Here is a 22,608-nt window from a genome sequence, read left to right as displayed (position 1 = left end):
GACACTCCATGCCGATACTGCACAGCATCATCCACCGCATCGCCAAGGCATCCGGCGAGCAGCCCGCCACCCTGCATCCGGCGCCTGCCGAACCCGTGGTTTCGGACTCCCTGGAAGATCTTCTGGCCGGCTTCAACGACGCCTACCATGCCAAGCCCAAGGCCTGGGGTCACTTCAAGCTCGAGCAGGACGCCGAGGCAACGCAGGAGCTGCGGTTCCCACTGGAGCTGGCGAGCTACCTGGATGGCCATAGCGACTTCATCGCCTTCACCCGTGGCGTGGCGCAGCGCATCACCGAACTGCTCGATGCGCACCTGTCGATATCGGGACACCTGCTGTTCGTGGATTATCAGCATGGCGACACCCGCTACCTGAGCCTGGCCCTGCTTCATCACCGCGAAGGCTACGCCATTGATGCCGAACACAGCGTAGTGCCCTCAGCACAGCTCAACCTGGCCCAGATGAGCCTGGCGGCGCGCATCAATCTCAACCAGTGGCGCAGCGACTCCCCATCCCGGCAGTATCTCTCCTGGACCCGGGACCGCGGCGGCAAGAAACTGGCCGAGGGCTTTGCCGAACTACTCGGCGCCACGGAGGGCGTGGACGCCACCGGTGAGACACGCACCCTGCTGAAGGCCTTCAGCGACTATGTGGAGCAGGAGGACTTTGCCGAAGAGCAGAGCCGGGAGAAGACCGACGTGCTGCTCGACTACGCCAACGAGCAGGCGCGCAGCGGCGAGCCCATGACCCTGGAAGCGCTCTCGGAACTGCTCGACGAGCAGCAGCCGAAGGCCTTCTTCGACCATATCCGCAACGCCGACTACGGGCTATCGCCCGAGATTCCCCCCGACAAGCGTACCCTCAGCCAGTTTCGTCGCTTCACCGGCCGCTCCAACGGTGTCTCGATCAGTTTCGACTCGCATCTGCTCGGCTCCAGCATCGAATACGACGAAACCCAGGACCGGCTGATCATCAAGAAAGTCCCCAACGGGCTACGGGAGCAGCTCAAGGAGCGGCAGGGATGAGCTGATTGGCCGCGTCCGCAGCCATCAACCACTCCCGGAAGACCTGCTGCCCGCGCCGCTCGATATCCGGCCCCAGCGACAGCGCTTGCTGACGGATCGCTACCGGGTCGACGCCTGCCCCCGCCAGTTCGGTGGCATGGCCGATCAGCCACTGCTCGATTCGCGCCGGGTCAGCCTCGAGATGAAACTGCAGTCCCAGCACGGTATCGCCCAGGGAGAAGGCCTGGTGGGCGCAGTCGTGGCTATAGGCCAGGCGCACGGCGCCGGGCGGGGTCTCGAACATGTCGCCGTGCCAGTGCAATACGGTATCCGGATTGCCGATGTGCCGCAGCGGGCTCTCCTGTCCCTCCCGAGTCAGGCTGACATCGGCAAAGCCGATCTCCTTCTCCGGCATGGGAAACACCCTGCCGCCCAGCGCACGGGCGATCAACTGGGCCCCCAGGCAGATGCCGAGTAGCGGTCGCCCCGAATCGAGCCGGTGGCGAATGGCGTCCAGCTCGGCGCCCAGGAAGGGGTAGAGCGCCTCGTCATTGGCACCGATCGGCCCCCCCAGAACCACCAGGAGTTCCGGGCTCTCCACGTCAAGCGCTTCCAGGGCGTCGGTGCCCAGCATCCCCGGATCCAGATAGCGAATACGGTAACCCAGCTCCTCCAATACCGGCTCGAAGGCCCCCAGGTCCTCGAAGGCCAGGTGGCGAATGGCAACCGCACTCTTCATCCCGCTCGTCATCGTATGAAACTCCCTTTTCAGGTAACCCTTCCAGCTTAAACCGCTTCGAACCGATGCGAAAAGTACAACAGCCGGCCACTTGCCTGCCGCTCCCATGCACTCCCAGGACGGTACTGGTATCGTGTCGGCATGCCCGCCACCAGCGTCGACCCTACCATGACCTCACGTCCCGACCCCCGGGTCCTGCTGCGCCTGCTCAAACTGCTGGCGCCCTATCGTGGCCGCTTGCTCATTGCCGCCCTGGCACTGCTGGTGGCTTCCGCCAGCGTGCTGCTGCTGGGCCAGGGGCTGCGCCTGGTGATCGACCAAGGCTTTCTCGCCCGGGACCGCACCCAGCTCAACCAGACGCTGGCCGCCATGATGGCGGTGGTCAGCGTATTGGCCGCGGCCTCCGCGCTGCGCTACTACCAGGTGAGCTGGATCGGCGAGCGCCTGGCCGGCGACCTGCGGCGGCAGGTCTTCGACCATCTGCTGGACCTCGAACCGGCCTATTTCGAGAGCGCCAGCCACCGCGACCGCGGTGCCGCCGAGATCGCCTCACGGCTGACCGCCGATACCAGCGTGCTGCAGACACTCTTCGGCTCCTCGATCTCGCTGGCGCTGCGCAACCTGGTGATGCTGCTGGGTGCCGTGGCACTGATGCTGGTGACGCAGCCCTGGCTCTCGGCGCTGGTGCTGATCGGCATTCCCGCCACGGTGCTGCCGATCCTGTGGTTCGGCCGGCGCGTCCGTCGTCTTTCCCGCCACAGCCAGGATCGAGTGGCCGAGCTCGGCCGCTACGCCAGCGAGGCACTCGATGGCATCCGCACGGTGCAAGCCTTCACCCACGAAGCGATCGACCGACGCGACTACGGCGAGCGCGTCGAGCAGGCCTTCGCTACCGCCGTGGTGCGCACGCGACAGCGGGCCTGGCTGACCGGCGCGGCCATGATGGCGGTATTCGCCGCCGTGGGGCTGATGCTGTGGCAAGGCGGCCAGGCGGTGCTGGCCGGCGAGATGAGCGCAGGGGAGCTTTCCGCCTTCGTCTTCTATGCGGTGCTTGCAGCGGGCGCGGTGGCGACCCTGGCGGAGGTGGCCGGCGACGTACAGCGGGCTGCCGGCGCCGCCGAGCGTCTGCTCGAACTGCTCGACGCCGAGCCGGGCATTCACCCGCCGGCCCATCCAACGCCGCTGCCCTCGCCACTGCGCGGCGAGATCCGTCTGGAGAGCGTAAGCTTTGCCTACCCCGGGCGCGAGATACCTGCGCTCGATTCCCTCGACCTGTGGATTCGTCCCGGCGAGCGCGTCGCCCTGGTGGGCCCTTCCGGCGCCGGCAAGAGCACCCTTCTCGGCCTGCTGCTACGCTTTCACGACCCCGACAGTGGCCGCCTGACGCTGGATGGCATCGACCTGCGCGAACTCGACCCGAAGGCGCTGCGCGCCGCCATGGGCCTGGTGGCTCAGGAACCGGTGCTGTTCACCGGTACGGTGGCCGACAACCTGCGCTACGGCAAGCCCGACGCCTCCCTCGAAGAGCTGCGCGATGCCACCCGCGACGCCAACGCCCTGGGCTTCGTCGAAGCCCTGCCCTGCGGTTTCGACACCGATCTAGGCCCGGGTGGCGTGCAGCTCTCCGGCGGACAGCGCCAGCGTCTGGCGATTGCCCGGGCGCTGCTCAAGGATCCGCGGGTACTGCTGCTGGATGAGGCCACCAGCGCCCTCGACGCCGAGAGCGAGCGGCTGGTGCAGCAGGCGCTGGACCGACTGATGGCCGGACGAACCAGCCTGGTCATCGCCCACCGGCTGGCCACCGTGACCGCCGCCGACCGCCTGCTGGTGTTCGACGAGGGGCAGCTGGTCGCTGCCGGTCGCCACGCCGAACTGCTCGAACAGAGCCCCCTCTACCGCCACCTGGCGGAACTGCAGTTCGGGCGACACAGAGTGGAGGCTTGAACGAGGGCAGCCCTGCAGAAGGAATGGTGCTTCGCTGCCCAGGTAGCGGCCCAGTTCACGGCAGGACTCGACGTGATGCACCATCAGGCGCGTGGCAACGCGCTATCGACTGCCAGCCCCGCTCCGATCTTCATCGGCAGCGGCAAGCGCCTTCTTGGCCTGGTACATGGCCCTGTCAGCGGCATCGCACAGTTCCATCGCGCCTTGGCCGTGCTCGGGAAACGCCGCCACCCCGATACTGAGCGTCAGGGACAGGGCATGACCGTTGAGTACATCGAAGCGGCTCGATGACACCAGCTTCTCGATACGATTCGCTGTCTCCCTGCCCGCCTCGAATGACATTTCGGGAAGGATGATCGTCAGCTCATCACCACCGTATCGAGCGATGCAGTCCACCTTGCGCAGACTGTCCTTGATCAGCTGACTGACCTGCCGCAGCACCGCATCGCCAGCCAGATGACCATAGCTGTCGTTGATCGTCTTGAAATGATTCAAATCCAGCCAGAGCAGGCTGAACGAGCGGTTATAGCGAGTGGCACGGGCCAGTTCGTCCTGCAGGATACGATTGAACGCCCGGCGATTGAGCAGCCCCGTCAAGGCATCCTGCCCCGCCATCTGCTCCAGCTCCTGCTCCATCCGCTTGCGTTCGGTGATATCGATGATGATCCCTTCCAGGAACGGTTCACCATCGATGGTCACCGCGCGTCCCTGCTCCCAGCACCACACCCAATTGCCGCAGCGCTTGCGAAGCTGATACTCGACGGCGAAAGGCTCTCCTTGCTCAATGGCCTGCTTGACCTGGGCATGGAGTCGCTCAACATCCTCCGGCAGGATGAGGCTGGCCCAGGCAACGGGGCGGCTACCCACGAGCTCCTCTTCCCGGTAGCCGGTCAGCGCCAGACAGGCACTGGAGACGAATCGCATGGTCCATTGGGCATCGTTCAGGCAGCGGTACGCCATGCCCGGCAGGTTGGCAATCAGCGTGGTCAGTTCCCGCTCACGCTTGAACAGGGCCTGCTCGGCGGCTCGCCGTGCCGTGACATCACGACCGATCGCCACCGAACCGACGACACCACCGTTCTCATCGGCCATCTGTCGGGAGTCCCAGGCAATGACCTTGTCCTCACCGCTGCGGGTGCGAATGGTGGTTTCGAAATCCTGGACCTCAGCGCCGTCGCACAGGATCTGCTCCACTTCGCAGGCAATACGCCTGCGATAGCCGGGGTCCGGGTACAGCAGCTGCCAGATCCTGTCGCTGCCCAGCACCTCATCGCGCCGGTATCCACTCATCCGTTCGGCGGCATCGTTCCACAAGGTGACCCGCGCTTCGCGGTCCAGCCCGTTGATCCAGACATGGGCACTTTCGATAACACTCGCCCTGAACTGGCTCAGGGCATGCAGCTCGGCCCGCTGCTGCTGGTTGCGCTGCAACAGTGCTGCATCGGCCTGCCACTCTCGTTTCAACAGGAAAAACAGTGCGACGCTGGTCACGGCCACAAACCCCAACCCTTTCACGGACTGGGCCTGAGTGAGCCAAGACGTTCCCGCCTCACGTCCACCAAGCCACCAGTCGGACACGACAATCCATACACTGGCAACGAGTGCATAGTAGAAGGTCATTCGTGCCGCACGCCTGGCCGGCGTTGCGGGCGAAGCGGGTTTATCCATGCGTACCACTTGTCGTGACACCATTACCCCACGAAGCGTGGAAGCGATGTCATCGTTATCGGGGCATTCCGAGGAATCCAGAGCCCCTTTGCTCAGATTAGTTTGCCATTTTTTTCTATCGTGGGGGCAATATTTGACCGATGCTGCCCATAGCACACAGCTATCGATCACGAACCAAGGATCACGAACCGGCGATCACGGCCGCCTGGCCTCGTCGACTAAAGTCGCATTGCCTTACCGCATGTCGGCGCCGAAGCTATTTCCCGGTCCTGGACAAAGTCCGCACCATAAAAAAAGGCCCCCGAAGGGGCCCAAGTGGAGCACGCCAGCTCACTCTGTTTATCGCCTTTCCTGATGGCGACGTTGAAATCGGTTGCGGGTGTCACCCCGCGGGCCTGTCTAGAAGTGGCCTGTCTAAAAATAGCTTGTCTAGAAATGACTTGTCTATCAGTTACTATCCGAAAAGCATGCCAGCTCAGCAACATATTAAATAATATCAATGACTTGATCATGAGATAGGTACACCCTGCCCACCACGCGCTGCTTTGCAGCAACCCTGCTGCACCAGTTAGGTACCATTTTCCTCACTCCTGCTTCATCAACGCGCAGCCAATAATGCGGTGTTCGGCTCGATGACGCCTAGAGAATCTCCCGGGACACGTCGAGCACGCGACCATCGACCGAGCGCTGCAGTTTCTCCTCGATCTCGCTGCAGAGGGATTCGACCTTCTGCGGTGACATGCCGGTCACCACGAAGGTCCATTCGCTTGCTTCCAGCCGGTCATGTTCACCACTCTCACACACCGCCACCGCGGGATTGCGGCCGAAGCGCTCATGCAGGCCGCCCATACGCTGGCGCTTCTCCTTGAGGGACGCACAGCCGGGCAGTGAAAGGGTCATGGTCAGGATGGTGATGTGCATGGGAGTTATTCCGTTGATCGCGCTCTAGCAGGGCATGCTCACTAGACCTTCCACGGCAGTGGCGCCGGCATCAACCGCTCGCCCGGCCATTGGGGAATACTGCCAAAGCGCTCGCTGCCCGCCTCCCAGTCGCGCTGGGCCTCGGCGATCTCCGCCTTGCTGTGGCCGACGAAATTCCACCAGATCAGCACTTCTTCCCCCAGGGGCTCGCCGCCGATCAGAATGGCACGACCGCCTGCGCTCATCGACAACTCCACCTCATCGCGGCCGCGGCCCAGGTAGGCCAGCTCATTGGCGACAAAGCGATCTCCGTCGATCTCGAGCTCACCGTCCAGGGGCAGTACGGCGTACTCGAAGTCGTCTCGCAGTGGCAGGCCGATCGTTGCGGCCCGGCTAGCCTCGAGGTCGAGACCCACCAGCGGTGAGAACGTCAGGGGCGGCGCCCGACGGCCGTCGAATTCGCCGATCAGCAGGGTCAGCTCGACGCCTTGTGCCTGCCAGCGGGGCAGCTCCGCATAGTGATCGAAGCGAGGCTCGGTATTACGGCTCGCCTCGGGCAGTGCAATCCAGAGCTGGGCGGCATGCAGGTGGCTGGCGCCGGCCACCGACTCTTCGGTATGGCTGATGCCGCGCCCCGCCGTCATCAGGTTGACCTGCCCCGGTCGTATCACCTGCTCGCTGCCCAGGCTGTCGCGGTGCAACACCTCTCCCTCGATCATCCAGGTGAAGGTCTGCAGGCCGATATGCGGGTGCGGCCCAACGCGCAGGCCGGCACTGTCGCTCTTGAAGACCGCCGGCCCGGCATGATCGAGGAAGCACCAGGCCCCCACCAGGCGCCGCTGACGTGAGGGCAGCACGCGATTGACCGGAATACCGCCTACGTCAGCGGTGCGAGCCGAGACATGCTGAACCTGGCGTTTTCCGTCGACCAGCGGGCAATCCAGGGAGGATGAGAGGCTGCCTTCATTGACGAGATTGCTCATGGAACACTCCTTGAGGACGAAGTGAGTCTATCTGCCGAAATGGTGTGGAGTGAAGCCTCGGCGAAACCCCGAGCGGTGATTCTCTCAGCATAGGCCGCGCCTACGCTGCCCGCCCGGGGTTACGCCGCTCCGGATCAGCCCTTCGTTGCGCTATAGCTCTGGATCAGGTTGGCATACTGCGGCAGGTGCCCTGCCAACAATCCACCGAAGCCTTCGATATCGTTGCGCCAGTCGCGATGCAGCTCACAGCCGGCACCGAACCAGGTCACAAGCTGGGCGCCGGCCTGGGACATCCGGTTCCAGGCGGCATCGCGTGTGGTCTGGTTGAACGTACCGGAGGCATCGGTGACCACGAAGACCTCATAACCCTCCTCCAGAGCGGACAGCGTCGGGAAGGCCACGCACACCTCGGTCACCACACCGGCAATCAGCAGCTGCTTCTTGCCGGTTGCTTTCACCGCCGCCAGAAACGCCTCATTGTCCCAGGCGTTGATCTGACCCGGCCGAGCAAAGTACGGCGCATCGGGGAACATCGCCTTGAGTTCCGGCACCATGGGGCCGTTGGGGCCATCCTCGAAGCTGGTGGTAAGGATCGTCGGAATGTCGAAGAACCTGGCGATATCGGCCAGTGCCAGTACGTTGTTCTTGAAGTCATCCGGGCTGAAATCACGCACCAGTGACAGCAGGCCTGCCTGGTGGTCGACCAGCAGCAGGGCGACATCGTCCTTGTCGAGACGGTTGTAGGTATAGGACATGGTCAGTCTCCATTTCACGTCAGGAAAACCCGGCAGCACGGCTGCCGGAATACGCCAGCGGGCCGGTGGCCGCTAGTCGTGCAGGGCGCCGTACTTGCCACGCTGGAAGTCGGCGAAGGCTTGCTGGATCTCATCGGGGCTGTTCATGACGAAGGGGCCATGACCCACGACGGGTTCATCGATGGGCTCACCGCTCAGCAACAGCAGCTTGGCGTCGTTGTTGGCCTCGAGATGCAGTTCGTCGCCCTCTCGGCTGAAGCACACCAGGCCCGGTTCGCGAACCAGCTCGCTGCCATTGACCAGCACCGTCCCGCTGAGAACCGCCAGCAGCGCAGTGTGGCCCTCGGGCACCGGGAGCCGGATGGCCCCACCCGGGCGCAGCCGCAGGTCCCAGACATTGATCGGGGTAAAGGTCTGGGCTGGCCCCCGGTGCCCCTGGTAGTCGCCGGCCACCACCCGCACACGGCCGGCCCTGTCAGGCAGGGGAACTTCCGGTATCGCCTCTGCCAGCAGGGTCTGGTAGGCCGGCGGCGCAGACTTGTCACGCGCCGGCAGGTTGACCCAAAGCTGCACCATTTCCAGAACGCCGCCCTGCTCGGTGAAGGCCTGCGAGTGGAACTCCTCGTGCACGATGCCGGCACCCGCCGTCATCCACTGCACGTCACCGGCCCCGATGAGCCCGCCGCCACCCGTGGAGTCGCGATGCTCGAGCTCGCCCTGGTAAACCAGGGTTACCGTCTCGAAACCGCGATGCGGATGCTGACCCACACCACGGGGCCTTCCACCGGCGGAAAAATCGAAGGGGCCGGCATAGTCCAGCATCAGGAAGGGGCTGATGTGCTGCGCACCCATGCGGTCATAGCTGAACAGCGAACGAACGGGAAAACCGTCTCCGACCCAATGGCCGCGAGCAGCGCTGTATACCCCCTGGAGTGTCTTCATGATGAGGCTCCTGCTTGTTCACAGGGGCACAAGGCCCCGATGCCTCAAGACTAGAGAAGGAACGCAAGGCGCAGTAGAGGGTATAATTCGAACTCACCGTCCCATGAGTGGAACACTGAATGCAGGATCTCAACGATCTCTTCTATTTCGTCAAGGTGGTGGACCATGGCGGATTCGCGGCGGCGGGGCGTGCGCTCGGCATTCCGAAATCGAAACTCAGCCGACGCATCGCGCAGCTGGAGGCACGACTGGAGACTCGCCTGATCAACCGCTCGACCCGGCACCTGTCGGTCACCGAGCTTGGCCAGGCGTATTACCGCCACTGCACCGCGATGCTGGTGGAGGCCGAAGCCGCCGATGAGCTGATCAAGCGCAACCTGGGCCAGCCCCGCGGAACCGTGCGGCTCAGTTGCCCACCCAGCCTATTGCACTACCTGATCTCGCCACTGCTGGTACGCTTCATGAAGCAGTGCCCCGATGTGGAGATACAGGTCGAAGCCACCAGCCGCCGTGTCGATGTGGTCAAGGAAGGTCTCGACATCGCCATCCGGGTACGCTTTCCACCGCTGGAGGACAGCGACCTGGCCATGAAGGTGCTATCGAACAGTCCACAGCGACTGATGGCGTCCCCTGCCCTGTTCGAACGGCATCCACTGCCCCGCTCGCCCGGCGACCTGGCCGGACTGCCAAGCCTGGATTTCGAGCAGGTCGACAAACAGCACTGCTGGCTGCTCGATGGCCCCGAGGGCGTCACCGCCAAGGTCCCTCACCGCCCACGGCTGGTGACCGACAACGCTGAAACCCTGCATCAGGCGGCGAGAGAGGGGCTGGGTGTCGTAAAGCTTGCCCTGCTGGTGGCAGGGAGGGATCTCGCCGATGGCACCCTCATCGACGTGCTGCCAGGCTGGCAGCCACGGGGCGGGATTCTGCATGCCGTCTTTCCGTCACGGCGTGGGCTGTTGCCTTCGGTGCGTGCCCTGCTCGATTTCCTGGGTGACAACATCAACGAGGTGGACTTCACCAGCCATGTGGTCACCGCTCACACCTCGATGACCAGGTCCGGCACAAACAGCGGCGGCTCGAACTCACCGGGGTAGCCCCCGGGGTTGGCAATGACCCGGGTACCGGCGTACGCCATATCCACCGGCTCGTGCACATGGCCGTGAATCCACAGGTCGGCGCGCCCCATCAACCCAGGCAGGTGCGAGGCGAAGGCGGGCGACAGGGCGTCACCCCGGTAGCGTGGGGGGATGCATTCGGCCAGCGGCGCATGATGGCTGATCACCACCCGCGGCCCGCCGAAGGGAACGGCCAGTTCCGCGTCGAGCCAGGCCAGGGCCTCCGCATGCAGCCGCTGGCTCTCCAGGGGGCTGAAGGTCTCCCCCGCCGGCTGCTCGATAATGCTGAAATCCGGCATCATCCAGAGGGCCTTCTGCTCGGTCAACGCCGGGTCGTTGCCGGGCTCGCCGGCATAGAGGGCAAAGTCCGTCCACAGGGTGGTGCCGTAAAAGCGTACCCCCTTCAGCGTGAACGCACGGTTGTCGAGTAGATGGATACCCAACCGCTCGGCTTCGTGGGCAAGCCTGCGACGCAGCGCGGGCATGCTGGTACCGTAGAACTCGTGGTTACCCGGCACATAGAGGACCGGCTGACCGGCAAACCGTGCGGTGGCCCAAGCCAGGCCCTCTGCCTCCCGGTGGATATCGCCAGCCAGGATAACCACGTCCGACGCCACCTCCGGCAGCTCCCGCTCCTCGTCGAAATGTTCCAGATGCAGGTCTGAAAGCACCCTGATCCGCATGACGATCTCCTTAATATAGTGCGCACCGGGCGGTACCTCGCCCATCCCAGGTCACTCTAGTGTGGGACCTTTACTTCGGCTCGGTGATCAAGCCGTAGGTTTCCGGCCAGCGGCGATCGTTGCATAACGCCATCCCCATGGTGCCGCCAAAGGCCTGCCAGGTGCCGAACCCCTGGTTGCCGGGTTCGAAGTAGCGCTTCTCGAGATGCTGGAACGGCCGCCAGGGTTCATGTTCATGGTGCCCGGGCAGGTGCGCCTTGCGGTAGTTGCCGACGATGTCACCGCTGCCATCGACCAGAATCGAGGTATTGAGGTGGCGCGCCTGCCCCACTTCCCAGGCCAGCTCGGCATAGCCCAGATAGAAGCCGATACCCACTTCAGCGATCAGCAAGACGATAGCAAGCCCACTGAACTTGCTCATCACCCCGCTACCGAGCGGCGCCTTTTCATCCGGTACATCTCACCATCCGCATGGCTCAGCAGGGTATCGGCATCCTTCCCGTCCGCGGGATAACAGGCCATGCCGATACTGCAGGAGATCATGCTGATGCCGCCGAATTCAGCACCCAGCGGCTCGGCCATGACCGCGAGAATATGCTCCATCTTCCTGGAAACGGCATCTGCCGACTGGATGTCCGTCAACAGCACAGTGAATTCATCACCGCCCATGCGGGCCACCGTGTCCGTTTCACGTACGCAGCCTTCCAGCCGTCGTGCAATCGTGCAGAGCACACGGTCACCCACCGCATGGCCGTGGACATCATTGATATCCTTGAAGTCATTGATATCCAGAAACAGCAAACCCAGGCTATTCTGGTGGCGATGAGCCCCACGCAGCCCCGAGTCCAGCCGATCATTGAACAGAGATCGGTTAGTCAGCCCTGTCAGCGGATCATGGTGGGCCAGGAAACGTAACTTCGCCTCGGCCTGCCTGAGGGCCGTCACGTCCCGGGCGACACCGATTCGCACCCCCTCCTCCTCGGACCATTGGGCAGACCAGAGGATAAATACGATACCGCCATCCTTGCGAAGATAACGGTTGCAGAAATCGACGTGGGGCTGGCCATTCATGACCCGGTGAATGGAGGCCCGTGTGGCTGCCAGGTCGTCAGGATGCCAATAGTCGGAGATAGAGGTGCCGATCAGCTCGTCGGCACGGTAACCGAGCAGGGCCTCACAGGCATCACTGACAAAGACAATCTGGTCGTGCCCATCGACCACGAAGACCGTGTCCAGCATCAGATGGATCAGCTTGGGGTAGAGTGCATCCAGATCAACGGGCATCAGTCATGGGAATCCGGTTCAAATCATTCAACTGTAGCACGATGGCGAGCGACGAGATGCGCGCCTGTTTCTTCCTGCTGCACCACTACATTCGAAAAAACGTTGTAGGAGCAGCTTCAGCTCGCGACTGGAGGCCGCAGGCCTCCCGGCGGTGTTGCACGCTTCGGCTTAGCTGCAGATAACGAGCTGCCTTCACCGGGCCACGGCCGCTTCCGCTTGTAAAACATTGCTGGGGATCATGTCGCTGTCGGCTTTTGCTTACAGGCAATGGCTTTTTACCTACAACTTTCCGCCTGTTTTGTGCCGCTTTTCCTTATCCTCCCTTACCGACATGCAGTTGATGAAAAACCCTTCCATCACGCATGCTAAGGGTTCTCACTCCCCTGCCCCGCTCACTTGGAGAATCGACATGACACAGCCCCGCCTCGGCTTCATCGGCATCGGCCTGATGGGCGACCCCATGACCCGCCGCCTGCTGGACGCCGGCTTTGCCGTCACGGTGTGGAACCGCACCGCGGAGAAGAGCGATGCCCTGCGCGCTGCCGGTGCCCGGGTGGCGAGCTCCATCGGCGAGCTGGTGGAGGAGGTGGATGTGGTGCTGCTGTGCCTGGCCAATACCACCGTGGTGGAGCGCGTGATATTCGGCGAAGGCGGCGTGGCGGCCCATGGGCGCACCGACCAGCGGCTGGTGGATCTTTCCAGCAGCGACCCGGCCGCAACGCGCATCTTTGCCGAACGACTGGGAGAGGAGTGTGGCATGCGCTGGGTCGATTCACCGGTCTCCGGCGGCGTGGCCGGGGCCGAGACGGGCAGCCTGGCGATCATGTGCGGCGGCGCAGAGGAAGATGTCGATGCCGTGCGCCCCCTGCTCGCCCCGCTGGCGGCGCGGGTCACGCACATGGGCCCGGTAGGCGCGGGCCAGGTCACCAAGGTGTGCAACCAGATGATCGTGGGCTGTCAGGCAGCAGTGATCGCCGAGATGGTGGCGCTGGCGGAGGCCAGCGGCGTGGATGCCTCGCGACTGACCGAGGCGCTGGCCGGCGGCTTCGCCGATTCCAGGCCGTTCCAGATCCTTACCCCGCGCATGGCGGCCAGCGACTTCGATAACCCGGCCTGGCATCTGCGCACCCTGCTCAAGGATCTCGACATGGCGGTGGCCCAGAGCCAGCGCGCGGGCAGTGCCACGCCCATGAGCGTCCTGGCCGCCCAGCTGATGCGCACCCATGTCAGCCAGGGCCATGCCGAGCACGACCCGGCAACGCTGGTGGAAGCTTATCGCCGGAAGCCGTGACAGGGAAACGAACCCTTTCCCCAGACCCAAGTCTACAGATAGACTACTTGGAATATACTTGACTGTAGACTTATGCTTCTTACGACTGCGCAAACCGTCTTGCGAGAGTGGGACCGCCGAGGCCGGCATGTCTTCCTGCATCGCGATTTCGCCAAACTGTTTCCACTCGACAGCCCCAAGACGTTACAGCAGGGGCTCAACCGGCTGGTTAAAAGTGGCGAACTGGTGCGCGCTTGCCGTGGGATCTATGTGAACCCGCATGCCCGCAGCCTGGACGCATATACTTTGGAGCATGTGGCAGTAGCCCTCAGGCGAGGCGAGTACAATTATGTCAGCCTGGAGAGTGCACTCTCGGAGTACGGGGCAATCTCACAGATTCCCGTAGACCGGTTGACCGTCATGAGTACAGGGCGCAGCGGCACCTACCGAACCCCATACGGCGTCATTGAGTTCACCCATACCAAACGGGCGCTGCGCGATCTACTCAGTCGCATGGTCGACGTAGGCCGTCCTTTGCGATTCGCCACCCGGCAAGCCGCATGGGCTGACCTGAAGCGCGTTGGTCGCAACGTTCATCTCGTCGATACGGAGACGCTGGATGCGGATTGAGCCGGAAGACTTCGAAGCTTTGGTCACACAAGCCATGCAGGCACCAGGCCATCAGACGATGCGGCCGGTGATAGAAAAAGAGCTACTGCACTACGACATGCTCTTCGCTCTCGAGCAAGAGGCCTTGCTTGAGAGCCTTACCTTCCAGGGGGGAACCTCGCTGCGACTGTGCCACGGAGCCTCTCGCTTCAGCGAAGATCTCGATTTCGTCGGTGGCCGACACTTTGCTCCTTCACAGGTCACGGAGATCAAGCGTTGCCTGGAGCACTACATTTCCAGGCGTTACCAATTGGACGTCCTGGTGAAGCAGCCAAGCGAGCTGCGTCAGGATCCCGATTACGCTGACATCCGCGTCGACAAGTGGCAACTCTCCATCGTCACGGCACCGGCTCGCAGGGACGTTCCCAAGCAGCGTATTAAGCTGGAAATAGCCAATGTGCCGGCCTACACACGAGAGCCTCGTCCTCTGCTGCTCAACTATGACTTCCTACCAGATGGCTATCGCGACACCTTGGTCATGATGGAGAGCCTCGACGAGATTATGGCGGATAAGTTGGTCTCGCTCGTCAACAACCAGCGCTATATCCGTCATCGAGACATCTGGGATCTTGCCTGGCTGGTGCAGCAGAACGCTTCCATCGACATCAGCCTGCTACGTCACAAGCTCGAAGACTATCGGGTCGAAAACTATGTCGCCAAGGCGAAGCAACGGCAAGACCAACTCTCCGCCATCGTCCAAGGCAGGCCCTTCCAGCAGGAGATGGTGCGCTTTCTGCCCCATGAAGTGCTTGAGCGCACCCTCCACAAGACCAAGTTTTCAGACTACCTTGCCGATACTGTGGCGGGGCTGATTGGCAAAGTGGTTCTTCAACTGGATGATGACCAGGTATCTGAGCCTCCACCTCCGTTCCAGATGTAACCGCACCTGATTTGTCCCCGCCCTTGCCCTTCCGTACACTTGTTTGACTCTCCCCTACACGATGCTACGCCGAGGCACCCCATGGCTTTCGATTCGACTTCCACCTATGTGGCCACCGATGCCCTCAAGCAGGCAGTGAATGCCGCCGTGACCCTTCAGCGCCCGCTGCTGATCAAGGGCGAGCCGGGCACCGGCAAGACCCTGCTGGCCGAGGAGCTGGCGGCCTCGCTGGGCACCCGCCTGATCACCTGGCACATCAAGTCCAGTACCAAGGCGGCCCAGGGCCTGTATGAGTACGACGCGGTGAGCCGCCTGCGCGATTCCCAGCTCGGTGTCGAAGGCGTGGAGAACGTCGCCAACTACATCAAGCCCGGCAAGCTGTGGGAGGCCTTCACCGCCGACGAGCGGGTGGTGCTGCTGATCGACGAGATCGACAAGGCCGACATCGAATTTCCCAACGACCTGCTCCAGGAGCTGGATCGCATGGAATTCCATGTCTACGAGACCGGCGAGACCATCGCCGCCCGCCTCCGGCCGATCATCGTCATCACCTCCAACAACGAGAAGGAGTTGCCCGACGCCTTCCTACGCCGCTGCTTCTTCCACTACATCGAGTTCCCCGACCGCGAGACAATGCAGGCCATCGTCGACGTGCACTTCCCCGACATCGCGCCGAAGCTGGTCGGCGAGGCGCTGGAGGTGTTCTTCGACCTGCGCCAGGCCCCGGGGCTGAAGAAGAAGCCCTCCACCTCGGAGCTGGTGGACTGGCTGAAGCTGCTGATGAGCGACGACCTGGCCCGGGAGGCGCTCTATAACCGCGACCCGGTGAAGGCGATTCCCCCCATGGCCGGTGCCCTGGTCAAGAACGAGCAGGATACCCAGCTGCTGGAGCGGCTGGCCTTCATGCTGCGTCGTCAAGGCAACCAGAGGCGCTGAGCATGTTCATCGGCCTGTTCGAGACCCTGAAGCGTGCCGGTGTGCCGGTCTCGCTGCGCGAGCTGCTCGACCTTCACGCCGTGGTCGAACATGGCGTGGTCTTCGCCGACATGGAGGCGTTCTACCAGGTGGCGCGCACCGTGATGGTCAAGGACGAGCGGCACTTCGACCGCTTCGATCGCGCCTTTTCCGCCTGGTTCGAGGGGCTCGAGAGCCTCGACGCCGCCATCGAGGCGCTGATTCCCGACGACTGGCTGCGTCGCGAGTTCGAGAAGCAGCTCTCCGAGGAGGAGAAGGCGCAGATCGAGTCCCTGGGCGGGCTCGAGGAGCTGATCGAGACCTTCAAGAAGCGCCTCGAGGAGCAGAAGGAGCGCCACGCCGGCGGCAACAAGTGGATCGGCACCGGCGGCACCAGCCCCTTCGGCGCCTACGGCTACAACCCCGAGGGCATCCGCATCGGCCAGGAGGGTTCGCGCCATCGCCGGGCAATCAAGGTCTGGGACGAACGCCGCTTCCGCGACTACGACGATTCGCTCGAGCTGGGCACCCGCAACATCAAGATGGCACTGCGCCGGCTGCGCAAGTTCGCCCGCCAGGGTGCGGCAGAGGAGTTCGACGTCGACGCCACCATCCGCGACACCGCACGAGACGCCGGCCTGCTCAACGTGCGCATGCGCCCGGAGCGCCACAACGCGGTGAAGGTGCTGCTGTTCCTCGACGTGGGCGGCTCCATGGACGACCACATCCGCGTCTGCGAGGAGCTGTTCTCCGCCGCCCGCTCCGAGTTCAAGCACCTGGAGCACTACTACTTCCATAACTGCGTGTACGAAGGTGTCTGGCGCAACAACCATCGCCGCACCAGCGAGCGCATTCCCACCATGGACGTGTTGCATACCTACGGCAGTGACTATCAGGTGTTGATCGTCGGCGATGCCGCCATGTCGCCCTATGAAGTGACTCACCCCGGCGGCAGCGTGGAGCACTTCAACGACGAGGCCGGCGGCGTGTGGCTCAAGCGGCTGGCCGCCAAGTTCCCTCGGCTGGCCTGGCTCAACCCCATGCCGCCCCGGGCCTGGGAGTATACCCACTCCACCCAGTTGATCCGCCAGTTGATCGACGACCGCATGTACCCGATGACGCTGGAAGGGCTGGAAAACGCCATGCGCGAGCTGGCTCGCTGATCATCAATAGCCCCACAGGGCGATAACGCACAAATATAGCCCTTAAGGGTTATTTAGTTGCCAAATAGCCTTTTTCGGCTATGATGAAGTCGACCCTCCATGGAGCGCTTGCCATGACCCAGCGAATCGCCGTGCTGACCGGCGATGTAATCGACTCACGCAAGATCCAAGATCGTCAGCGGCTCTATGCACTGCTGGACCAAACCCTGGCCGGACTGGCCGCCCGGCATGGCGGACGCAGCGAACGCTTCCGCGGCGATGGCTTCCAGCTGGCCCTGCCCGGGGCCGCAGCCGCCATGGAAGTAGCTATCACCCTGCGTGCGGCGCTGATCGAGCACTCCGAGGCCGACCAGCGCTGGGACGCCCGCGTTGCGGTGGCGGTAGGGCCGGCAAGCTGGCCGGGAAACGGCCGGCTCGCCACGGCGGATAGCGAACCCTTCGTGCGCTCCGGCCACGACCTGGATGCCTTGAGCGAAGGCAGCTCGCACCTGTCGCTGGCACTGCTCGACGAAATGGACGATGGTAGCCTGGCCCTGTTGACGCGCTACCTGGACGACATGGTGGCAAGCTGGTCGCGCTACTCGGCCGAGGTGGTCAGGCTCAGCCTGGAGAGCGAGACCTCCCAGCAGGCCATGGCCGATCACCTGGGTATACGCCAGCCCAGCGTGCACAAGCGACTGCGTGCCGCCCGCTGGCCGCTGCTGGCCGATACCCTGACCTACCTGAACGAGCGGCTGGCGGAAAAGGATAAACGCCGATGAACCCCAACGATCTCTCCCTGCTGATGGGGCTGGTGCTGGCCCACCTCGCCGGCGACTTCCTGCTGCAGCCGCGCCACTGGGTCGACGAGCGGGTGCGTCGCCTGCATCGCTCGCACCACCTGCTCTACCACGTGCTGGTTCACGCCGGGCTGACCGCCCTGGTGCTGATGGTCGCATCCTGGCTGCTGCCGGGTTCCCCCGGCCCGCTGGGAGTGCTCGCCGGTGCCGCGGCGGTGGCCGCCAGCCACTGGCTGATCGACCTGGGCAAGGCGAAGCTGCCCGCCGGCCGGCTGCGCTGGTTCCTGCTCGACCAGCTGCTGCACCTGCTGGTGCTGTGCGCGGTGTGGCTGGCCTGGCTCGGCAGCCTGGCCCCACTCGAAGCGCTCGGCGCCTGGCTGCTCACGCCGACGGTGCTGGGCGTCGCCACCGCCTACCTGATCGTGACACGGCCCTTCTCGTTCGCCATCGCCATGGTGATGAAGCGCTGGAGCAGCCAGCTCGAGGATACCGGCACCCTGGCCCGGGCCGGTGCCCGCATCGGCATGCTGGAACGCCTGCTGGTGCTCTCCCTGGTGCTGCTCGACCAGCTTACCGCGGTGGGCTTCCTGCTCGCCGCCAAGTCGGTGCTGCGCTACGGCGACCTGCGCGAATCGAAGGATCGCAAGCTGACCGAGTATGTGTTGCTGGGCACCCTGGTAAGCGTGGCCTCGACCCTGGTGCTGGGACTGACGCTCAGACTGCTGCTGGAGAGCTGAACCATGTGGCGCAAGCGTGCTGTCGCTGCATCCCTGCCCTTGCTCCTCGCCGCCTGTGCGGGGCCGGGGATAGGGCCGGAAACAGGACCCCTGGAGCCACGCCCCGGCTATGTGGTGGACCACACCCATGTGGCACCTTCCCACAACAGCCGGGTACGGCACCTGGTGATGCACTACACCGATGTGGACGAAGCGGAGTCTCTCGCCGTGCTCACCGGCTCCCGGGTCAGCAGCCACTACGTGCTGCCGCTACCGGCACGGGAGCATCGCGGCGAGCCGCTGGTCTACCAGCTCGTCGACGAGGAGCGCCGCGCCTGGCACGCCGGGGCCAGCGCCTGGAAGCGCCGCACCAATATCAACGATACGTCCATCGGCATCGAGATCGTCAATACCGGCCCCGATCGCCCCTACGCCGAGGTGGAGCGGCTGCTGGAGCAGCACCCCGAGGCGACGGTGGAGATCGGTTGGGCACCCTACCCCGAGGCACAGATCCAGGCGCTGATCGCCCTGTCGCGGGATATCATCGAGCGCCACAATATCCATCCCACCGACGTGGTGGCCCACTCGGATATCTCGCCGACGCGCAAGATCGACCCGGGCCCGGCGTTTCCCTGGCATGCCCTTTACGAAGCGGGTATCGGCGTATGGCCCGAAGAGGCCACCGTGGCGCGCTATCGCGACCGCTTCGACCAGGCGCTGCCCGAGCTCTCCACGCTGCAGGCGGCGCTCCAGGCCTGGGGCTATCCGCTGGCGGTAAGCGACGAACTGGATTCACAGACTCGCGCGGTACTTCGCGCCTTCCAGATGCGCTTTCGCCCCACCGACTATCGCGGCCTGCCCGATGCCGAGACCGCCGCAATCCTCTGGGCACTTCTGGCACGCTATCGACCCGATGAACTCACAGCGCTGGAGCCCCGATAGCAAAACGCCACCCCTTGGAGTGGCGTTTCAGGCATGACGCTGTTGGCACGAGGCCGCCCGTTACATGGTCGCCAGGCGCTCACTGTCGTTGATGCCGGACATGCGCACAAGGGCCAGGGCCTCGTCGAGTGAATCGACCTCCTCGACCAGGAGCAGCCCGCTATCCAGGCTGACCCTCTTGCCGGTCTTCTCGGAAAGCAGCTGTTCCAGGGCGGCGACATCCATGTTCTCGTCGAGCGGCATCGCATCCACACCGGCGGTCTGGGTGCCTGGCAGATAGATGGTGCCGTTGGAGAAGTCCACCGCGTAGGCAATCACCCCGGGCAGGATAAAGAACAAAAGGCCCACGCCATTGGCGATGGCCACCACGGGGTCGATGCGCCCGCCCATCTGCCCCTTTCGTTCGGGATGGAAAAGGGTGCCGCAGCCTGACAGCGCCGTAATGGTAATACCGACCACCAGGCCGTTCAGGGTACGACGAAGCCTGGGCTTCATGGCTGGGCTCATGACAGGATCTCCGGATAGGGATGTCATCGATACCGTGGCATTGCCGGACGGGGCACCGAGAGGCAGAATCGGAGCGAGTCTACCATAGCCGTTCTTCATACAAGCGTTTAGCATTTTCACGGAGGCACCCATGGCCGAGATCGCCATCAGTACCTGCCAGGGGAGCGCCATCACGCCCCACCTCGACGACCTGGCCCGGTTGAGGATTCGCGTCTTCCGCGACTTTCCCTACCTCTACGACGGCGACCTGACCTATGAGGCCGACTACCTGCGCCGCTATGCGGAGTGCCCCGAGAGCCTGTTCGTGCTGGCCTTCGAGGGCAACGCCCTGGTGGGCGCGTCCACCGGCATGCCGCTGGCCGACGACATGGCGGAATTCCGCGCCCCCTTCGAGCGTGCCGGCTTCGATATCGGCAGCGTGTTCTACTATGGCGAGTCGGTGCTCTTGTCGAACTACCGTGGCCGCGGTATCGGCAAGGCCTTCATGGAGGCCCGGGAACGGCATGCCGCCGAGCGTGGCTTCTCGACCGTGGCCTTCTGTGCCGTGGAGCGCCCCGACGACCACCCGCTGAAACCCGAAGGCTACGTGCCTCTTCACGGCTTCTGGCGCTCGCGGGGCTACGAGCGCCACCCCGAGCTCGCCACCACCTTCCACTGGAAGGACGTCTGCGAGCCCGAGGAGACCGACAAGCCGATGGTGTTCTGGCTGAAGTCTTTGGCATGATATTCGCCCGGAGCTGATCCGACGACAGGCCTGCGAGGAGGCGCTGTGAACCCCTCCCTGGGCGCTACATTTGCCATCCATGGCAAATGACCTCCTCTTCGGCCTGTCCTCGGCGCTCCTCGCCTGTTCACCAGCTCACTCTTTTGCCGCCGCTACCCGTTGCCCGTACAATGCCCCGAACGCCGCTCGTCGCGGCACGCCGACTCATGTCAAGCCCATGCTGGAAGGAAACGCCGGACCCATGCGCGCCACCCAACTGTTGATCGCCACCCTGAAGGAAACACCCGCCGACGCCGAAGTGATCAGCCACCAGCTGATGCTGCGCGCCGGCATGATCCGCCGCCTCACTTCCGGCCTCTATACGTGGCTGCCGGTCGGCCTGCGCACGCTGCGCAAGGTGGAGCGAATCGTGCGCGAGGAGATGGACCGCGCCGGTGCCCAGGAGGTGCTGATGCCGGCGGTGCAGCCCGCCGAGCTGTGGCAGGAGTCCGGCCGCTGGGAACAGTACGGCCCCGAGCTGCTGCGCCTGAAGGACCGCCATGAGCGCGACTACTGCGTCGGCCCCACCCATGAAGAGGTGATCACCGATCTGATGCGCCGCGAGCTGGCGAGCTACAAGCAGCTGCCGGCCAACTTCTACCAGATCCAGACCAAGTTTCGCGACGAGATCCGCCCGCGTTTCGGGGTGATGCGCTCCCGCGAGTTCATCATGAAGGACGCCTACTCCTTCCATATCGACCAGGCCTCCCTGAAGGAGACCTACCAGGCGATGTACGATGCCTATGTGCGCATCTTCACCCGCCTGGGCCTGGACTTCCGTCCCGTACTGGCCGACACCGGCGCCATCGGCGGCACCGACTCCCACGAGTTCCACGTGCTGGCCGACTCCGGCGAAGACGCCATCGTCTTCTCCAACGAGTCCGACTACGCCGCCAATATCGAGAAGGCCGAAGCCCTGCCGGCGCCGCTGGGCTCCAATCCCGAGCGCGCCGCGCCGAGCGAAGCGCTGCGCCTGGTCGACACGCCCAATGCCAAGACCATCGCCGCCCTGGTGGAGCAGCACGGCCTGCCCATCGAGAAGACCATCAAGACGCTGATGGTGCGTGCCGCGGAGGGCGGGCTGATTGCCCTGCTGGTACGTGGCGACCACGAGCTCAACGAGATCAAGGCGGTGAACCTGCCCGAGGTGGCCGAGCCGCTGACCATGGCCACGGAGGAGGAGATCCGTGCCGTGGTGGGTGCCGGCCCGGGCTCGCTGGGCCCGGTGAATCTCGACATGCCGATCATCATCGACCGCAGCGTGGCGCTGATGAGCGACTTCGGCGCCGGCGCCAACGTCGATGGCAAGCACTACTTCGGCATCAACTGGGAGCGTGATGCGCCCCTGCCCCAGGTTGCCGACCTGCGCAACGTGGTCGAGGGCGACCCCTCGCCGGATGGCAAGGGCACGCTCTCCATCAAGCGCGGCATCGAGGTGGGCCACGTCTTCCAACTGGGCAAGAAGTACTCCGAAGCCATGAACGCCACGGTGCTCGACGATAACGGCAAGGCCGCCCACCCCTGGATGGGCTGCTACGGCATCGGCGTGACCCGCGTGGTGGCCGCCGCCATCGAACAGAATTACGACGAGAACGGCATTATCTGGCCCGACGCCATCGCCCCCTTCCACATTACCCTGGTGCCGATGAACGCCCACAAGTCGCAGCGGGTTCGCGAGGAGTCCGAGCGTCTCTATGCCGAACTCACCGCCGCCGGCTTCGACGTGTTGCTGGACGATCGCGACCTGCGCCCGGGCGTGAAATTCGCCGACCAGGAGCTGACCGGCATCCCCCACCGCCTGGTGGTAGGCGACCGGGGCCTGGACAACGGCGAGCTGGAGTACAAGGGGCGGCGCGACAGCGAAGCGACCATGGTGCCGGCGGACAGTATCCTCGCCTTCCTGCGCGAGCGGTTTGAAGGCTAG

Annotated in this window: 23 protein-coding genes; 13 read left to right on the top strand and 10 right to left on the bottom strand. The window is 64.0% G+C overall.

The genetic code is table 11. The features are described from left to right. The first annotated feature begins 8 nt into the window (after nt 1-8). Complete coding sequence (gene yejK / locus LY622_RS08435; protein WP_234290491.1) at nt 9-1,025, top strand: nucleoid-associated protein YejK; 1,017 nt, start codon at nt 9-11, stop codon at nt 1,023-1,025. On the opposite strand, the gene LY622_RS08430 is transcribed toward yejK, so the two are convergent. Then, complete coding sequence (locus LY622_RS08430; RefSeq protein WP_234290490.1) at nt 1,006-1,755, bottom strand: glutamine amidotransferase; 750 nt, start codon at nt 1,753-1,755, stop codon at nt 1,006-1,008. The two genes, yejK and LY622_RS08430, sit on opposite strands and share 20 nt — an antisense overlap. Nucleotides 1,756-1,911: 156 nt before the next feature. On the opposite strand from LY622_RS08430, the gene LY622_RS08425 reads away from it, so the two are divergent. Continuing rightward, nucleotides 1,912-3,687 carry an ABC transporter transmembrane domain-containing protein gene (locus LY622_RS08425; protein ID WP_234290489.1) on the top strand — a complete coding sequence of 592 codons (1,776 nt, stop codon included), beginning with the start codon at nt 1,912-1,914 and terminating at the stop codon, nt 3,685-3,687. 102 nt (nt 3,688-3,789) lie between these two features. Here the strand turns inward: LY622_RS08425 and LY622_RS08420 are convergent, their stop codons facing one another. From LY622_RS08420 to LY622_RS08400, 5 genes are all read right to left on the bottom strand, one after another. Then, nucleotides 3,790-5,355 carry a sensor domain-containing diguanylate cyclase gene (locus tag LY622_RS08420; RefSeq protein ID WP_234290488.1) on the bottom strand — a complete coding sequence of 522 codons (1,566 nt, stop codon included), beginning with the start codon at nt 5,353-5,355 and terminating at the stop codon, nt 3,790-3,792. 639 nt (nt 5,356-5,994) lie between these two features. Then, entirely contained in the window at nt 5,995-6,276 is a 282-nt protein-coding gene (locus tag LY622_RS08415) for a DUF503 domain-containing protein (RefSeq protein WP_234290487.1), read from the bottom strand. Between the two features lie 41 nt (nt 6,277-6,317). After that, on the bottom strand, nt 6,318-7,259 hold the full coding sequence (locus tag LY622_RS08410; protein WP_234290486.1) for a pirin family protein: 942 nt from the start codon (nt 7,257-7,259) through the stop codon (nt 6,318-6,320). Nucleotides 7,260-7,393: 134 nt separating this feature from the next. Next, nucleotides 7,394-8,014, bottom strand: a complete 621-nt coding sequence (gene ycaC / locus LY622_RS08405; RefSeq protein ID WP_234290485.1) for an isochorismate family cysteine hydrolase YcaC — start codon at nt 8,012-8,014, stop codon at nt 7,394-7,396. Between the two features lie 72 nt (nt 8,015-8,086). Continuing rightward, the gene (locus LY622_RS08400; protein ID WP_234290484.1) at nt 8,087-8,956 is read right to left on the bottom strand and encodes a pirin family protein; all 870 of its coding nucleotides are present in this window, start codon (nt 8,954-8,956) and stop codon (nt 8,087-8,089) included. A gap of 119 nt (nt 8,957-9,075) precedes the next feature. Between LY622_RS08400 and LY622_RS08395 the strand changes: the two genes are divergently transcribed. After that, on the top strand, nt 9,076-10,053 hold the full coding sequence (locus tag LY622_RS08395) for a LysR substrate-binding domain-containing protein (protein WP_234290483.1): 978 nt from the start codon (nt 9,076-9,078) through the stop codon (nt 10,051-10,053). Here the strand turns inward: LY622_RS08395 and LY622_RS08390 are convergent. The 3 genes from LY622_RS08390 to LY622_RS08380 all read right to left on the bottom strand — a co-directional run bounded on the left by LY622_RS08390 (nt 9,996) and on the right by LY622_RS08380 (nt 12,041). Continuing rightward, the gene (locus LY622_RS08390; RefSeq protein ID WP_234290482.1) at nt 9,996-10,757 is read right to left on the bottom strand and encodes a metallophosphoesterase; all 762 of its coding nucleotides are present in this window, start codon (nt 10,755-10,757) and stop codon (nt 9,996-9,998) included. The genes LY622_RS08395 and LY622_RS08390 overlap by 58 nt on opposite strands. A gap of 70 nt (nt 10,758-10,827) precedes the next feature. Next, nucleotides 10,828-11,178 (bottom strand): nitrilase-related carbon-nitrogen hydrolase, encoded by a 351-nt coding sequence (locus LY622_RS08385; RefSeq protein ID WP_234290481.1) that lies wholly within the window; start codon nt 11,176-11,178, stop codon nt 10,828-10,830. Beyond that, nucleotides 11,178-12,041, bottom strand: a complete 864-nt coding sequence (locus LY622_RS08380; RefSeq protein ID WP_234290480.1) for a sensor domain-containing diguanylate cyclase — start codon at nt 12,039-12,041, stop codon at nt 11,178-11,180. Before LY622_RS08380 ends, LY622_RS08385 begins: the two co-directional genes overlap by 1 nt. Before the next feature lie 409 nt (nt 12,042-12,450). Between LY622_RS08380 and LY622_RS08375 the strand changes: the two genes are divergently transcribed. The 8 genes from LY622_RS08375 to LY622_RS08340 all read left to right on the top strand — a co-directional run bounded on the left by LY622_RS08375 (nt 12,451) and on the right by LY622_RS08340 (nt 19,414). After that, nucleotides 12,451-13,332 carry an NAD(P)-dependent oxidoreductase gene (locus tag LY622_RS08375; protein WP_234290479.1) on the top strand — a complete coding sequence of 294 codons (882 nt, stop codon included), beginning with the start codon at nt 12,451-12,453 and terminating at the stop codon, nt 13,330-13,332. A gap of 72 nt (nt 13,333-13,404) precedes the next feature. Then, nucleotides 13,405-13,941 (top strand): type IV toxin-antitoxin system AbiEi family antitoxin, encoded by a 537-nt coding sequence (abiEi, locus tag LY622_RS08370; RefSeq protein WP_234290478.1) that lies wholly within the window; start codon nt 13,405-13,407, stop codon nt 13,939-13,941. Beyond that, nucleotides 13,931-14,860, top strand: a complete 930-nt coding sequence (locus LY622_RS08365; RefSeq protein ID WP_234290477.1) for a nucleotidyl transferase AbiEii/AbiGii toxin family protein — start codon at nt 13,931-13,933, stop codon at nt 14,858-14,860. The genes abiEi and LY622_RS08365 overlap by 11 nt, the downstream gene beginning before the upstream one ends. Nucleotides 14,861-14,941: 81 nt before the next feature. Further along, on the top strand, nt 14,942-15,796 hold the full coding sequence (locus tag LY622_RS08360; protein WP_234290476.1) for an AAA family ATPase: 855 nt from the start codon (nt 14,942-14,944) through the stop codon (nt 15,794-15,796). A 2-nt stretch (nt 15,797-15,798) separates the two neighbouring features. After that, nucleotides 15,799-16,977, top strand: coding sequence for a vWA domain-containing protein (locus LY622_RS08355; protein WP_234290475.1), 1,179 nt, complete (start codon nt 15,799-15,801; stop codon nt 16,975-16,977). A 113-nt stretch (nt 16,978-17,090) separates the two neighbouring features. Then, nucleotides 17,091-17,738: a hypothetical protein gene (locus tag LY622_RS08350; protein ID WP_234290474.1), complete on the top strand. Its 648-nt coding sequence runs from the start codon at nt 17,091-17,093 to the stop codon at nt 17,736-17,738. Continuing rightward, complete coding sequence (locus LY622_RS08345) at nt 17,735-18,493, top strand: DUF3307 domain-containing protein (protein ID WP_234290473.1); 759 nt, start codon at nt 17,735-17,737, stop codon at nt 18,491-18,493. The genes LY622_RS08350 and LY622_RS08345 overlap by 4 nt, the downstream gene beginning before the upstream one ends. 3 nt (nt 18,494-18,496) lie before the next feature. Beyond that, nucleotides 18,497-19,414, top strand: coding sequence for an N-acetylmuramoyl-L-alanine amidase (locus LY622_RS08340; protein ID WP_234290472.1), 918 nt, complete (start codon nt 18,497-18,499; stop codon nt 19,412-19,414). A gap of 60 nt (nt 19,415-19,474) precedes the next feature. On the opposite strand, the gene LY622_RS08335 is transcribed toward LY622_RS08340, so the two are convergent. Then, a complete protein-coding gene (locus LY622_RS08335) occupies nt 19,475-19,909 on the bottom strand; it encodes a hypothetical protein (RefSeq protein ID WP_234290520.1) in 435 nt (144 codons plus the stop codon). A gap of 142 nt (nt 19,910-20,051) precedes the next feature. On the opposite strand from LY622_RS08335, the gene LY622_RS08330 reads away from it, so the two are divergent. Together LY622_RS08330 and LY622_RS08325 are read left to right on the top strand one after the other, a co-directional pair. Beyond that, nucleotides 20,052-20,645, top strand: a complete 594-nt coding sequence (locus tag LY622_RS08330) for a GNAT family N-acetyltransferase (RefSeq protein ID WP_234290471.1) — start codon at nt 20,052-20,054, stop codon at nt 20,643-20,645. A 241-nt stretch (nt 20,646-20,886) separates the two neighbouring features. Next, entirely contained in the window at nt 20,887-22,608 is a 1,722-nt protein-coding gene (locus LY622_RS08325) for a proline--tRNA ligase (RefSeq protein ID WP_234290470.1), read from the top strand.

Source organism: Halomonas alkalisoli (genome assembly GCF_021412585.1).
GTDB lineage: Bacteria > Pseudomonadota > Gammaproteobacteria > Pseudomonadales > Halomonadaceae > Halomonas > Halomonas alkalisoli.
This window is presented reverse-complemented; position numbering and strand designations above follow the sequence as displayed.